10 protein-coding genes are annotated in these 14,640 nt (G+C 62.0%); 8 read left to right on the forward strand and 2 right to left on the reverse strand.

Annotation, left to right across the window (positions count from 1 at the left end; translation table 11 throughout):
* Positions 1 to 130 precede the first annotated feature (130 nt).
* The 8 genes from BMX94_RS07495 to dcm all read left to right on the forward strand — a co-directional run bounded on the left by BMX94_RS07495 (position 131) and on the right by dcm (position 12,927).
* Positions 131 to 1,918, forward strand: a complete 1,788-nt coding sequence (locus BMX94_RS07495) for a serine/threonine-protein kinase (protein ID WP_177171373.1) — start codon at positions 131 to 133, stop codon at positions 1,916 to 1,918.
* On the forward strand, positions 1,902 to 3,104 hold the full coding sequence (locus tag BMX94_RS07500; RefSeq protein WP_091005253.1) for an FHA domain-containing protein: 1,203 nt from the start codon (positions 1,902 to 1,904) through the stop codon (positions 3,102 to 3,104). The genes BMX94_RS07495 and BMX94_RS07500 overlap by 17 nt, the downstream gene beginning before the upstream one ends.
* A gap of 3 nt (positions 3,105 to 3,107) precedes the next feature.
* Positions 3,108 to 3,521: an FHA domain-containing protein gene (locus tag BMX94_RS07505; RefSeq protein WP_091005255.1), complete on the forward strand. Its 414-nt coding sequence runs from the start codon at positions 3,108 to 3,110 to the stop codon at positions 3,519 to 3,521.
* Positions 3,521 to 5,044 carry a Stp1/IreP family PP2C-type Ser/Thr phosphatase gene (locus tag BMX94_RS07510; protein ID WP_091005256.1) on the forward strand — a complete coding sequence of 508 codons (1,524 nt, stop codon included), beginning with the start codon at positions 3,521 to 3,523 and terminating at the stop codon, positions 5,042 to 5,044. Before BMX94_RS07505 ends, BMX94_RS07510 begins: the two co-directional genes overlap by 1 nt.
* 2 nt (positions 5,045 to 5,046) lie before the next feature.
* On the forward strand, positions 5,047 to 7,917 hold the full coding sequence (locus tag BMX94_RS07515; RefSeq protein WP_091005258.1) for an FtsW/RodA/SpoVE family cell cycle protein: 2,871 nt from the start codon (positions 5,047 to 5,049) through the stop codon (positions 7,915 to 7,917).
* 115 nt (positions 7,918 to 8,032) lie between these two features.
* Entirely contained in the window at positions 8,033 to 10,051 is a 2,019-nt protein-coding gene (pknB, locus tag BMX94_RS07520; RefSeq protein WP_091005260.1) for a Stk1 family PASTA domain-containing Ser/Thr kinase, read from the forward strand.
* Positions 10,052 to 10,212: 161 nt separating this feature from the next.
* The gene (locus BMX94_RS07525) at positions 10,213 to 11,574 is read left to right on the forward strand and encodes a Sau3AI family type II restriction endonuclease (protein WP_177171374.1); all 1,362 of its coding nucleotides are present in this window, start codon (positions 10,213 to 10,215) and stop codon (positions 11,572 to 11,574) included.
* Between the two features lie 63 nt (positions 11,575 to 11,637).
* Entirely contained in the window at positions 11,638 to 12,927 is a 1,290-nt protein-coding gene (dcm, locus tag BMX94_RS07530) for a DNA (cytosine-5-)-methyltransferase (protein WP_091005264.1), read from the forward strand.
* A 59-nt stretch (positions 12,928 to 12,986) separates the two neighbouring features.
* Here the strand turns inward: dcm and BMX94_RS07535 are convergent, their stop codons facing one another.
* Both BMX94_RS07535 and BMX94_RS10910 read right to left on the reverse strand, forming a co-directional pair.
* The gene (locus BMX94_RS07535) at positions 12,987 to 14,249 is read right to left on the reverse strand and encodes an AlbA family DNA-binding domain-containing protein (RefSeq protein WP_091005266.1); all 1,263 of its coding nucleotides are present in this window, start codon (positions 14,247 to 14,249) and stop codon (positions 12,987 to 12,989) included.
* Between the two features lie 150 nt (positions 14,250 to 14,399).
* Positions 14,400 to 14,640 (reverse strand): IS3 family transposase (locus tag BMX94_RS10910; protein WP_143052291.1); only part of this gene is annotated, 241 nt, incomplete at its 5' end.

Consider the following 14,640-nt stretch of genomic DNA (forward strand, 5'->3'; position numbering starts at 1 on the left):
AAATGGACACTTGGGACCAGCAAAGGTCCGCATTGGTGCTCGCCCGATACCCCTGCCATCCCATTTAGGTAGAATGTGCTTCATCACGGCTAGCAGAAACCAAACCACAAACGCACAACAGGGAGTCGCCGTGGGCAGCACCAACCCCACACAGAGTGCCGTTCGGCCGGTTAGGCCTGGCACGCGCGCCATTCCCGAGGAGACGCTCCTTGGGCGCTACCGCGTGCTCGCGCGACGGGGAGTCGGCGGCTTCGGCACCGTATGCACCTGCTGGGACACGCGCCTACAGCGCCGGGTGGCAATCAAGCGCATACCTCTCCTGGCCAGCGAGGATGTGGGCAGCATCTCCGCCTCCACAGCCGAGGAAGCATTGGCAGAGGCACGAACGGCCTGCCTACTCGCCCACCCCAACATCGTGACGGTCTACGACTTCGAATCCGACGGCACGTATGCGTATCTGGTCATGGAGTATGTCGACGGCCTCAACCTGGCGGAGCTGCTTGCCCGCGTGGAGGACGGCGTCCTCACGCACGAAGAATGCGCCCACGTGCTGCGCTCGGTTGCGGCGGCGCTCACCTACGCCCACGAAAACGGTGTGCTCCACCTGGACATTAAGCCCACGAACATCATGATTGACCGTCAGGGCACCGTGAAGCTTGCCGACTTTGGCATGGCCACGCTCGCCTCGGCAGCAGGCTATGGCGGTGCGCGCGGGGGCACCGTGGGCTATATGCCGCCAGAGCAAATCCAGGGACTTCTCGTCGACGAACGAACCGACGTCTTCTCGCTTGCCGTCGTGACCTGGCAGGCGCTCACGGCGAGAAGCCCCTTTGCCTCCGCAACGCCCAAGGGCTCGCTCGACGCCATCTTCCGTGGCCCCAAGCCGCCAATTTCAAAGCTCGACCCCGATCTTGCGCCGGAGGCCGAGTCCGCGCTGCTTCGCGCTCTGTCACCCACGGCATCCGAGCGGACCTCGTCCGTGAAAGAGTTCGCGCGGGGCATCCTTCCTACATTGGGCGATGGGACTGAGGGCGCGGAGTCGCTCCGTGAGCTGGTTGACCAGTCCGAAAACGACGATCCCTCGGTGGCTGCCGAGCCCTCTGACCTGCCGGCGCACGTGCGTCTGCCCTGGCTTGCCCCCGCGCTAGAGCGAGCCGTCTCCACAGTGTGCACGTTTTTCTCGATGTACGCCGTCCTGCCTGCCCTTCCGGGCACGACATCTGCGTTTTCGCTGGTAGGATCCCTCGTCTCGGCTGCGGCATGCGCCGCATGGCCACCCATCGGCTCCGCCATTTCCGGCATTGCTCTGGTTGTTGCCCTTGCCACGGCAAACGTCACCTCGGCATCGTTTCCGCTCGCCCTCGCCGTTGCGGTGTGTTTTGCAACTTGGTGGGTTACCTGCGGCCATACCGATCACGTCTCCACCGCAGCCGTGCTTGCCCCCGCCTGTCTCAACTCGCCTGCAGCAGGCGTCGCGTTGGCAGGCTACGGCATGGATCCGCTGCCGGCAGCCGCAACGGGCGCCGCCGGGGCGCTTTTCTCGCTTCTGTCAGGTGCCGCCTCGACAAGCGGCTTCTCGGCCCAAACCACCATCGCGGCTTTGGCTCCCCTGCTTGAAAGCCCTGCTACCTGGATCATCGTGGCAGGTTGTGGGGTCTCGGCGCTTCTCGCGTCTGCCATCGCCATGAGGGGAAGCGTTGCCTCGGGCGTCCTTGGGCAGGTATTGGGAGTCGTCTCCATTACCTTGTTTTGGCTTCTCGCCTGCAGGATGGAATCTAGCGGGTATTGGTTCAGCCACATAGTGGAGGGCTGTGGCCTTGCTATATTCTTGAGCGTGTTTGTGTGTGTAGAAACCGTCCTGAGAGGTCCTCTAGCTGGGGACCAGGAAGGCGAGGACTTAGATGAGCTTTCTCAGTGATTTTGAGGGCCGGATAAGCTCGGTCTTCGAGTCTGCCCCGCAGGGCTACGCAGAGCCGTTCTCGTTCAAGAAGCTCGCGAAGCATGCCGCTCGCAAGATGGAGAGCGAGACGTACCGCATCGACGGCGTGGACACTGCGCCCGCACTCTATACGGTGCTGGTCTCTGCCGAGGACGACTCGCTCATGCGCCCGCTCTACGAGCGCATTGACTACGAACTTGGCGAGTTCATCACCGAGTCCGCTAACAAGAAGGGCTATGCCCTTGTGGGCAGGCCGCTCGTGCGCTTCATGGTCGACGAGTCCCTGAAGTCCGGCAAGTTCTACGTCGACGCGGAGAACGTCAACGAGCAGACGCTTGCCCGCCTTCGCGAGGAGGAGCGCGCGTTTCTCGGCGGCAACTCCAGCGTGGGCGGTGCGGCCGCCATCGGCAGGCCCCGCCGCTCGTCCGCTGGCCACCTCAACCCCATCCCCCAGCCCGCAGCGCCCGCGGTGGCTCCACAGCCCTCGCCCGGTGGAACGGACGCTGGCCTGGACGTCATGCCCATGGACTACATCGAGCCTGCCGGCGGTGTGATTCCCGCGATGGCCTCGCCCTCCTCGTCCACGCCCATGCCCGTCCCCTACATCGACGCCAGCCCCTCGCAGGTCGTGGCGCCCGTGGCCGTGCCGGTTGCAACGCCCGTAGGAGCCGGTGTGCCGCCGGTGGTTAAGCCCATCTCCCCGGCAGTCCAGCAGCAGGCTCAGGCCGTGATGGAGGCCACCCCACAGCCGGCTAACTTCCCCACGCCCGCACCGCAGCCGCAGCCCGTACGCCAGGCCCCACAAGCAGTGCCCGACACCCGTCGGCGCAACGCGCCCGCGGCAGCAGCTCAGCCGGTCGCCGCACACCCCACGCGTCCCGCAGCATGCATGCTCATCGACCGACAGAGCGGTCGCACCTACGCCGCCCAGGCGCCCTCGTGCCTCATTGGCCGCGAGCGCTCGCAGTGTGGCATCTACCTGCGTGACCCCAACGTCTCGCGCCGCCACGCCGAACTCTCGTACGACGGCAGCAACTGGCATATTGTGGACCTCAACTCCACCAACGGCACGCTCGTGAACGATGTCGACGTGGATGAGTGCATCCTGCGCGACGGCGACCTTATCACCGTTGGCCTCGTGAACCTCGAGTTCAGGGAGAGCTAGGCCATGATTGACCTAATCCTCTTCGCCGGGCGAATCATCCTGGTGGTCCTTCTCTACGTGTTCCTGTTTGCCGCCATGCGCGCAGGCGTGGGCCTGGTGCGCGGTCAGCGCAGGGACACCGCCATCTGGTGCGTGGATGTCGAGAAGGGCTCGCGTGCCATGCGCGGCCTGCACGTAGACGTGCTGGGCCCCGTGGTCGTTGGCCGCTCCCCATCGTCTGACATCGTAATCGACGAGCCATACGTCTCGGCAACGCATGCGCGCTTCACCATCCAGGGGCCGGCGCTTGTCCTCGAGGACCTTGGCTCCACCAACGGGACCATGGTCAACGGACACACCATCGACCAGCCCGTGACCCTGCGAGACGGTGACGAGGTGCAGGTTGGCGACACCGTCATGCGAGTGAGTCGCCAATAATGGCCGCCGAAGACCCACAGAACACGCTTAAGGGCACGCCTGTCGACACAACAGTGCCCGACATTCCCACCGCGGCTCCGGTGGGCAAGCACGCCGCTGTTGAGCAGCCCGTTCACGCCGCCGTCGATCAGCCCGCTCCAAGCGCGTCTCTCTCGAACGAGGCCCCTCACGAGGAAAACGCGCCGGCGTCCCCGGACACCACCCAGCCGCAGGAGCCCGTAAACGCGCCGGGACGCGCGACCATCCCCGTGGAGGGCCGCGCCGGGGCAGACGCCACCTGCGGCAAGAACGCCTTCATCTCATGGGGTGCCCGCTCTGACGTTGGCCTGGTGCGAAGCCACAACGAGGACTCGTTCCTCATCCGTACGCCCTGCTTTGCCGTATGCGATGGCATGGGTGGACACGCCGCAGGAGAAGTGGCGAGCTCCATCGCAGTCGAGACCATTGGCGAGAAGGCCCCCGCTACGGCGGACGACACCCTCCTGGGTGCCGCAATCGAGGCGGCCAACCTGGCCGTCATTAAGGGCGCCGAGGAAGGCCGCGGCAAGCCCGGCATGGGGTGCACGGCGTCGGCGGCGCTCATCGAAGGCAACCGCATGGCCATCGCCCACGTTGGCGATTCTCGCATCTACCTCCTTCACGCAGGTACGCTGGTGCGCGTGACGCGCGACCATTCCTACGTCGAGGAACTTGTCGATGCCGGGCAGATAACCGCCGACGAGGCACGGGTGCACCCCTCGCGCTCGATCATCACGCGCGCTCTGGGTTCCGATCCAGACATGTACGCCGATCACTTCTCAATCGAGGTCGCCAACGGCGATCGCGTCATCATTTGCTCCGACGGCCTCTCCAGCATGATTCCCGACAGCGAGATAGAGTCGCTGGCAGTCTCAAGCGCAACTCCGCAGCAGGCCGCAGACAACCTGGTCTCGGCAGCGCTTACCGCAGGTGGCGCCGACAACGTGACCGTCATCGTGGTGGACATCTTGAACGACGGCGTAGCCGCTGCGGCACGCAAGCACTCGGTGGGCTTTGCCCTCCGCGTGTTGGCAGCCATGGTACTGGTGGCCATCGTGGTTTTCGGCGGCATCTTTGCCTTTGCGAAAAACGAGTGGTACCTGGGGATCGACGGCGACACCGTGGGCATCTACCAGGGAATCGACGGCGAGATACTTGGCGTCTCGCTCTCGGACCTGGTGCAGACCACGGCAGTCGAGGTGAGTGACCTGCCAACAAACGTGGCAACGCAGCTCGAAAACGGCGGCATCCACGTCAACAGCGAACAGGAGGCCCTCTCCACCGTCGAGTCGTACCGGTCTCAGATTGATGCCGAGAAGACCAAGGCCGCCGAGAAAGCCGCCGAGGTCACGGCCGAGGGCAACCCCACGGGCGAGGCGACGCCGGAGGATAGCACCCAGGCGAGCGAGCCTGGCGCCGATTCCACCGCGGACCAGAATGGCGAGGACACCGCGACAAGCACCGACGCAGCTGGGGACGAAACGCAGACAAACGGGGGTGAGTGAGCATGGCCAACGAGAAAACCCACGGTGGTAACCGCAGGAACATGGAGCTTCTCTTCCTCTGCCTGGCAGCCGTGCCGGTGGTCCTGCTCTACGCCCTCTACATCGTGAACGACAACGTGGCCCTCTCCCTGGGGACACTCGCCGTTCCCGTGGGGCTCTTCGTGGCGTTTGCCGCGGCCCATGTGGCCGTGCGCGTCCTTGCGCCCGACGCAGACCCCGTGATCTTGCCCGTGGTATTTCTCCTCTCGGGCATAGGCATCGCCTTTGTCACGCGGCTTGCACCAGACCTAGCCGAGAACCAGGTCCTTTGGCTCTTTGTCTCGGTTGCGGCCATGATTGCGACGCTCTTCTTTGTGCGCAACCTCGACAGTCTGGCGGACTACAAGTACACGCTGGGCCTTGTGGGCGTGATCTTGCTCATCCTGCCCATGATCATTGGTACCGAGAAGAACGGCAGCAAGCTCTGGCTCACGTTTGGCAGCTTCTCGTTCCAGCCGGGCGAGCTCGCAAAGATCCTCATCGTCCTCTTCTTGGCCTTCTACCTTGCCTCCAACCGAGAGGCTCTCTCTGTCACCGCACACCGCGTGGGGCCCTTCCGCATCCCGCGCTTCCGCATGCTGCTCCCCCTCTTCATCATGTGGGGCATCAGCCTCCTCATCGTCATCTTCGAGCGCGACCTCGGCAGCGCCCTGCTCTTCTTCATGTACTTCGTGGTCATGCTCTATGTGGCCACGGGTCGATGGAGCTACGTGTTTATCGCCATAGGTCTTCTCGTCATTGGCTTCTTCCTCTGCTACCACTTCTTCTCGCACGTCAAGATCCGCGTGGACATCTGGCTTGATCCGTGGACCGACGCGCAGAACAGCGGCTACCAGATCGTGCAGTCGCTCTACTCCATCGCCGACGGCGACCTGGTGGGCACGGGCATTGGCAAGGGCCTCCCCACGCTCATCCCCTTTGTTGAGAGCGACTTTCTCTTCTCGGCCATCGCCGAGGAGATGGGCCTTTTGGGCGCCAGCGCCGTCATCATCCTCTACATGCTCTTCTGCGTACGCGGGTTTGCCACGGCGGCGCGCGCCAAGTCCGATTCCTCCGCCTTCGCGGCAGTGGGTCTTACCACGGTCATCGGCTTCCAGGCGTTCCTCATCATTGCCGGCGTCACCAAGCTCCTGCCCCTCACGGGTGTGACGCTCCCCTTCATGAGCCAGGGCGGCAGCTCGCTGCTCTCGAGCTTCATCATTGTGGGCCTGCTCCTGCGCGCAGGTGACGAGGGCACGGGCCGTGAGGCCCAGCTTGTGGCCAGCACCCCCCAAGGCGGAAACGGCCGCGTGTCTCTGCTGGGCGCCCAGGCGTCCGCCTTTGTCCACGGCTCACATGCGCGTGCCCGCTTTGAGGTTCAGGGCGAGGAGTCCGGCGTCCTTGGTCGCGTGGCCCTGGGCAAGCGCCTCACCGCCCTCATCACCGCCTTCGCGGTGCTCTTTGCAGCACTCATCGCGAACCTCACCTACCTGCAGGTGATCAACGCGAGCACCATCCAGCACATGTCGTCCAACAACCACACCATTGCCAAGAGCGCCTACGTGCAGCGCGGCGCCATCATCACCTCCGACGGTGTGACGTTGGCCGAGAGTGTGCGCCAGGAGGACGGCACCTACCTGCGCTCCTATCCGCAGGGCTCGCTTGCGTCGCACACGGTTGGCTACATCTCGACGCGCTACGGCTCCTCCGGCATCGAGTCGACGATGAACGACACGCTCACGGGCAGCTCGAACTACTCTGACTGGAGGAGCGCGCTCTACTCGCTGGCTGGAGTCCAGGAGCCCGGCAACACCGTGGCCCTCACGATCAACTCCCAGATGCAGCGCGCAGCAGAGTCTGCGCTCGAGGGCTACACGGGCGCCGTGGTGGTACTCGACCCCTCCACGGGAGCCGTTCTCGCCAAGGCCAGCGCGCCCACGTACTCCTACGACCAGCTGGACAGCATCATGGGCTCGGGTGGCTCAGGCTCCCAGCTGCTCGACCGCACCACGCAGGCGCTCTACTCGCCTGGCTCCACCTTCAAGGCCGTCACGCTCTCTGCGGCACTTGATACCGGCACCACCACGCTCGACACGGTCTACGACGCCGAGCCCGCTCTGACCATTGGCGGCGCAGAGGTGAGCAACTACGGCTATAACGACTACGGCACCCCCACTCTGAAGGAGGCCTTCGCCCTCTCGTCCAACACGGTCTTTGGCCAGGTGGGCGTGCAGGTTGGCGCTTCTAACCTCGTGAAGTACGCCGACGCCTTTGGCTATGGGGCCAACGTGGGCCAGGACTTCAACACGCTGGCCTCGCTCATGCCCGAACCCTCCGAGATGACCGAGTGGGAGACGGCCTGGGCCGCCTGCGGCCAGCCCGTTGGCCAGCACCCCAGCCCCGCCGGTCCACAGGTGACGGTCATGCAGAACGCCATGGTGGCCCAGGCCGTCGCTAACGGAGGCGTGGTCATGAACCCCTACGTGGTAGATCACGTGCTCTCTCCCGAGGGCGCCGTCATCTCCACCACGCAGCCCAAGTCCCTGGGGCAGGCCATCTCGGCAGACACGGCGTCCAAGGTCAAGGAGGCCATGCTCGGCGTCGTAGACCACGGCACCGGCAGAAGGGCCAAGGTCCAGGGCGTCCAGGTGGCCGGTAAAACCGGTACCGCCCAGATCGAGGACGGAAAGATCAACTCGTTCTTCATCGGCTTCGCGCCGTACGACAACCCCACGCTCGTCATCTCCGTTGTAATCGAAGGGGCAGACGGCACTGACGTCGAGGGGTACGCCGCCGGCGTGGCGGGGCAGGTCCTTGCGAGCTGCCTCAACATTCAGGCGCTTGGCGCAAGCTGATGAGAAACGCACGACCACTGCACGGTACGAGCTAGCTGTTATAAACGCGAACCGCAGAGCACTTCAAACGTAGATACAAGACGCGGTGTTGCCGCTTGGGTGATAGGAGAGGTAGATGGCAGACAGGGTCCTTGGTGGAAGGTACCAGGTCCTCGACAAGGTGGGCACGGGAGGTATGGCCACGGTATACCGTGGCATGGACCAGGTTCTGGGGAGGACCGTCGCCATCAAGACGATGCTGCCCCAGTACGCAACCGACCCCTCGTTCGCCGCACGCTTCAAGCAGGAGGCGCAGGCAGCGGCAGCCCTCAACAGCCCGTACATTGTCTCGGTCTACGACTGGGGCAAGGACGGGGACACCTACTACATCATCATGGAGTACCTGCGCGGCACCGACCTCAAGAGCGGCATCCGCAAGCACGGTGCGCTCGACTGCAAGAAGGTCGCGCAGATTGGCTCGCAGATTGCCCAGGCGCTCTCTGTTGCCCACAACCACGACATCATCCACCGCGACATCAAGCCGCAGAACATCATGGTGCAGCCCGACGGCAACATCAAGGTGATGGACTTTGGCATCGCGCGTGCAAAGAACAGTCACCTCACCACCGACAACTCCGTGCTTGGCACGGCGCACTACGTCTCGCCCGAGCAGACCCAGGGCAAGCCCCTTGGCCCCACCACTGACCTCTACTCCCTGGGCATTGTGATGTACGAGGCCGCAACCGGCCGCGTGCCGTTTGATGGCGACAACGCCGTGACCGTTGCCATGAAGCAGGTCACCGAGCGGCCCGTACCGCCAAGCCAGATCAACCCCAACGTAGACCCGCAGCTTGAGGCCATCATTCTCAAGTGCATGCAGAAGGACCCCAAGGACCGCTTCCAGACGGCCGACGAGCTCTATCACACGCTCCACGACTACCTTGCCGGTCGCATGCAAGCGGTCAACAACGCCACGGCCATGCTGCCGGTGGCAGCGGCAACCACTCCCCTCGCCGGGCGTGGGAGCAACTCCACTCAGAGCATGCCCCGGATGCAGAGCACCGGCAGGATGCGCCCCCAGTCAGCCACCGAGCAGGCGGCGCAGGAAGAGGAGGAGCGCCAGAAGAAGCAGAAGCGCAACCGCGTGCTTGCGATTGTCGGCGCCATTGTAGGAATCGTGGTTGTGGCGCTTATCGTGGTGAGCGTACTGGGGTCTGGCTCGAAGGCCTACTCGGTGCCCAATCTCCTTGGCCTCACACAGGACGAGGCGCAGGCCCAGCTCGACGCCGACGGGCATGGCTTCAAGATTGGTAACGTGTCCGAGCAGTATTCCTCCTCTGTTGAGGAAGGCAAGATCATTGAGCAGACCCCGGGTGCCGGACGGACGGCAACCGAGGGGTCGAGCATTGACATCGTGGTGTCGAAGGGCGAGGAGCCTGCGGCATCGGTCACCGTGCCAGACCTCACCAACTGCACGCCGTCCGAGGCGCAGGACCTGCTCAACAAATATGGGCTCAAGGGACAAGCGGGAGACTCCGTCTACAATGCCGACGTCGAGGTTGGTCACGTTGCCGAGCAGGAACCCGCAGCCGGCTCCTCCGCCAAGGCCGGTGACACCATCACCTATCACCTCTCCCAGGGCGCTGAGCAGGTCTCTGTTCCCAACGTGGTGGGCGATTCCCAGTCCAGCGCAACGAGCACGCTCCAGAACGCGGGCTTCGAGGTGAGCGTCACGCAGTCCTCCTCGTCCAGCGTTGAGAAGGGCAACGTCATTAGCACCAACCCGTCCGCCGGCACGAGTGCCGACAAGGGCAGCACCGTGACCATCACGGTCTCCACTGGCCCCTCCTCGGTCTCGGTGCCCAATGTCGTGGGATACGACGAGGCCTCCGCCGAGGCAGCGCTCAAGAACGCCGGATTCGGCGTCTCGGTTACCACCGAGCAGAGCAGCAGCGTTGCAAAGGGCAGGGTCATCTCCCAGTCTGCCAGCACTGCCGCGGCTGGGTCGACCATCACTATCGTGGTGTCGAGCGGATCTGGCAGCACCAACTCGAGCGGTTCGAACACCAGTAACGGCAACTCCTCGACAAACAATGGCGAGACAGGCACGAATAACGGCGGTCAAACCAACACCGGTACATCGGGCGGTGCATAGGGAAGACCGCTCGAATCTTGAAGCCCCCGGTCGCGTCAATGCGACCGGGGGCTTTGTCGTGCAGGGCGAGACGTCATCTCGGATAAAACTCCAGCTCTAGCTGTATGCTGAATTGGTTGCGTCGGTAACTATCCGTTTGGCTTCGCGTGCCGGAGGCAATTGTGGACAAGAACAAACTTCCTTATAACCCAACTAAGATCGAGTCGATAGTTGAGTATGCGGGAAACCTTGTCGGCCACACACTTCGCGAGAAGACACGTGCGCCAGAACTTCAAAGTCCAAAACAACGGCGGGGGTCTTTTGGAAACGCGCTTGAGGAGTACTACTTTCGCTACAGCCTGAATAGTGAATCCGCACCAGACTTTCCGAAAGTTGGACTTGAGCTCAAATCGACCCCAGTGAAGCAGGCCAGAAACGGTGAGTTGGTCGCAAAAGAGCGTCTCGTTCTCATGCAAATCAACTACATGACCGTAGTTCACGAGACTTTTGAGTCCAGCCATCTTCTCAAGAAGGCCCGGAAGATTCTTCTCGTCTCCTATGTGTGGGAGAAGGGCGCCGACCCGCTTGATTACAAAATCGAGATGGCCGAGCTGTGGGGTCTTCCCGAGGAAGACATGCCGCAATTCAAGATTGACTGGGAGACGGTTGTAGATAAAATTCGTGCGGGACACGCGGAAGATATCTCGAGCTCGGATACCCTCTATCTTGAGGCCTGCACCAAGGCTGCAAATGGTTCGAGGAGAACCCAACAGCCATATTCCGACGTAAAAGTGAAGCCCCGTGCGTGGGCACTTAAGGCTTCCTACATGACCGCCGCAGAAAGTAAGTTACGTAATAAGCGACAGGCAATTAAGCGCACGGAGGGCGAGAAAGACCTTGGTCTGCTTGATCTCGTTCGCAAGCGTTTTGAACCCTATTTCGGGACAACGCAAGAAGACCTGTGCAGGCTGTTTGACATTGGAAAGCCCGGAGGGAAGCTCCCTAAGAATTCCTGCGCTTTGGTTACGAAAGCAATCCTTGGTATTTCCAAAGATGCCGAGGTAGATGAATTTGCCAAGGCAGGAATTAAAGCGAAGACCATACGCTTAATGAAAAGTGGCCGCCCAAAGGAAGACATCTCCTTTCCCCCATTTGACTACTATGCCCTTGAGAAGACGCCCTTCCAGGATTCCGACTTCCTTCAATACCTCCAGCAGAAGTGGCTCCTCGTTATTTACCGTGACGAGTCCGATGGAATTTTCAGACTCTCCGATGTGGCGTTCTGGCAGATGCCCGAGAAAGACATTCCAGAAGCGCGGCGCTGCTATGAGCAGATGCAGGCAAATGTACGCCATGGACACGCAGAGATTTCAGTCAAGGCAAGCGAAAACCGTTGCTGTCATGTACGCCCACATGCGCGCAACAGGCAAAACACACTCCCCCAACCCCATGGCGCTCCAACTGTAAAGAAGTCTTTCTGGCTCAATGCCTCATATATGAAAGATGAAATCGAGAGGGTGCTGAGCGCACATAGCGGCGATTAATGTCACGAGGATCGGCTATTATGATCGCCTAGGAACTAGTCCACAGACAGCGAACGGAGAAACGTGGACCAACAGATTACGGTTGCCGAGCTCTTTGCAGGAGTCGGCGGGTTTAGGCTTGGCCTTGAGGGTTATTGCAATGATGCCAGGGGCTGGAACATGCCTTCGGCTGGACCTTACAAAACCATATGGGCTAACCAGTGGGAGCCAGGGTCCGACAGAAGGCAATTTGCCGCACGCTGCTATGAGAAGCGTTTTGGAGAAGGGTCTGTGGTCAACGAGGACATCGCCACCGTGCTTGATGAATACGACGCTGGCCAACGAGCAATTCCCGATGTCGACATGGTAGTTGGAGGATTCCCGTGTCAAGACTACTCGGTAGCTCGACCGCTATCGCAGGCCAATGGTATCGAAGGCAAGAAGGGCGTTCTCTGGTGGTCTATTTACCGCTTTCTTCAACTGCAGCTAGCGAAGTCATCTAAGAACGCTCGCTGGTGCATGTTCGAAAACGTCGACCGACTTCTCAAAAGCCCTGCGCAGCAACGAGGAAGAGACTTTGCAATCATCCTCTCCTGTCTTGCCTCGCTTGGATACTCGGTGGAGTGGAGAGTCGTCAACAGCGCAGAATACGGTTTCCCTCAGCGGAGGAAGCGAGTCTATATCCTTGCCGAACGTGGGGTACGGTGGGACCTCAAAGAGAGGCTTCTCCACGGAATAATGGCGAGCGCATTCCCCATGGAGGCGCCAGCGGAAATAAACTATGTCGATATCCCTGCAGACCCCTATGACGCCTCCCAATCTTTCAATGTGGGAGGAAAGATTTCGCCCTTTTCTGACGCAGGCGTTATGGTCGGGAACAGGGCACTTACCTGTAAGGTTTTGGAGGCATATGACGGTCCTCAACAGACCCTGGGTGACGTTCTCGTCCCTGAAAACGAAATTCCTGAAGAATACTTCGTTCCTGAGTCGCAGCGAGAGAAGTGGGAGTATCTAAAGGGCTCGAAGAAGGAGAAGCGCACCAACAAGACAACTGGCTTCGAATACAGCTACTCAGAGGGTGCCATGTCCTTCCCAGACGCAACGGATAAGCCCTCTCGCACCATCCTTACGGGCGAGGGTGGTCGAGGGGCCTCACGCTTCAAGCACGTTGTGAAGTGCGAAGACGGTCGGCTTCGTCGCTTGGTCCCCGACGAGCTCGATCAGCTCCAGTGCTTCCCCAAAGGGTGGACAGATACCGGAATGACTGACGGGCAGCGCGCCTTCTGTATGGGCAATGCACTTGTCGTTGGCATTCCGCACCGCATTGGCATCGAGGTTGCAAAAGAGCTCAAGGGCCAAACGGCAAGACAATAGTCGGCCATACGAGTCCCGCTGCCCGCGCACGGCGGCGGCCGTGTGCGGCCCGCACCCACTTACTTCTCGCCACTTGTGCTAAGCAGCACGTTCACCAGCTCCACGTCATCGGGATCGGGCGAACCGAGCGGCAGCCCGCACGCCTCAAAGAAGTGGCTTCCCGCAAACTGGCGCGCACGGAACGTGTCGTGCGCCCCATCGTCGAGGTAGCGAACGCGCGAGATGCAATCGGTTGTTGCGCAATACAGCACGCCATGGCGCGCGGCGTAGCTAAGGTACGTCTCGTTCTCCGACCAGAGCGTGACCCCAGCCATGTGCTCGAGCTCGTACGCCACGGCGTACTCCCGCCAGGAAAGGCCGCGCAGCCGCACGTAGCGGTCGAGAAGCGACGCCATTCTCGTTACGCGACGCAGTGTGGCGGTGGCATCCATGAGCCGAGCGTCTGAACGCGGAGAGAAGAGCGTGCGCTCGGTGAGCGTGCGGAGGGCACACTCGCACTCGTCTCCCGTGACCATTACCGCAGGTACCGAAAGCTTCATCGACTCGTTGGGAAAGAGCTCAATAGCCGAGTGCGCCACGACCGTCTCATCCCTCTGTGACGTCCGAAACACCAGGCTGTCATGTGCATGCTGGGTGCGGCAGCCAATTCCGTAGCACTCGAAGGCTGCGCGCATCGCGGCAGCGCCCTCGTTGATGCTCGCACGCGAGTTTGCCTCGTCTTCCTCGGGGCCAAGCCTAAACAGATAGAGGTCGAAAAGGGCAACGGGGTCCGCGGCGTCATCCGCCATGGGATAGTAGACCGTTCGACGGCAGAACCTACGCACGTCCAGCCGGCGACTGGTCGCACGGTCATAGAGGTCTACCAGCGCCGTTCCGTCCGCCGGCCCCGAGGTGGAGCCCTCGCGAATCTCAACTATGCCATCGGCCACATAGGGAGGGAAGTCTCCCTCGTCGACGCGCACCAGGATGACGCCTCGGCTGTCATCTTTCGGGTCCGCGAGAAAACGGACCTCGAAGTGGGGCGCAGGCGAGACGTGCCGGCGACAGAGCTCGCCTATCACCTGGCTGACGTCCGCCGTGCCCCGCGGAACCGGCACGACCTCGCGAGAGTCATCCGCAATGCCAATGACAAGCCAGCCCCCGCGGGAGTTCGAAAAAGATGCAACGATTTTTGGGATCTTCCGACGCACACTTGGCCCAAAGGTCTGCTTGAACTCAAGGGCAAAGCCCTCCTCGAGGTCCTGGAGCTGGGACAGGTCCTCCCAGACCACGTCACCCAATGCCTTAGGCCTGCCTTGATCGTCGCGAAACGGGCTGAACATGAGTCCCCCTCGCCTGCAGTTGCGTGTGACTGCGCGGTGCGATGCTTTGAGTGTAACGCCCCGCCCGTGCGCCCCGTGCAAGCAATATGTGCGCAATTTTGCAGCGCTCGGGACCTTTCAAGGGACCCCGGACGTTCCTCTGGACCGCCGCTACGCCGCGTAACCCAGCGCCGCACGGTGCTCCCTTATCGTCCTCCATCCTAGCGCCTTCTTCGGCTTCCCGCCCCTGTACCACTCGATGTAGGAGCCCAGCCTCTCGCTGAACTCCGCGAACGTCACGCCCCGCCAGTCGGTCCCGTGGAAGAAGTCGCTCTTGAGAGTGCCGAAGAACCCCTCGCACCTCGCGTTGTCCGGGCTCCTGGCCTTGCGCGACATCGAGCGCGTCACGTGG

Origin of the sequence: Olsenella sp. KH3B4, assembly GCA_900111695.1 — a bacterium.
In the GTDB taxonomy this organism is placed as follows: Bacteria; Actinomycetota; Coriobacteriia; order Coriobacteriales; family Atopobiaceae; genus Tractidigestivibacter.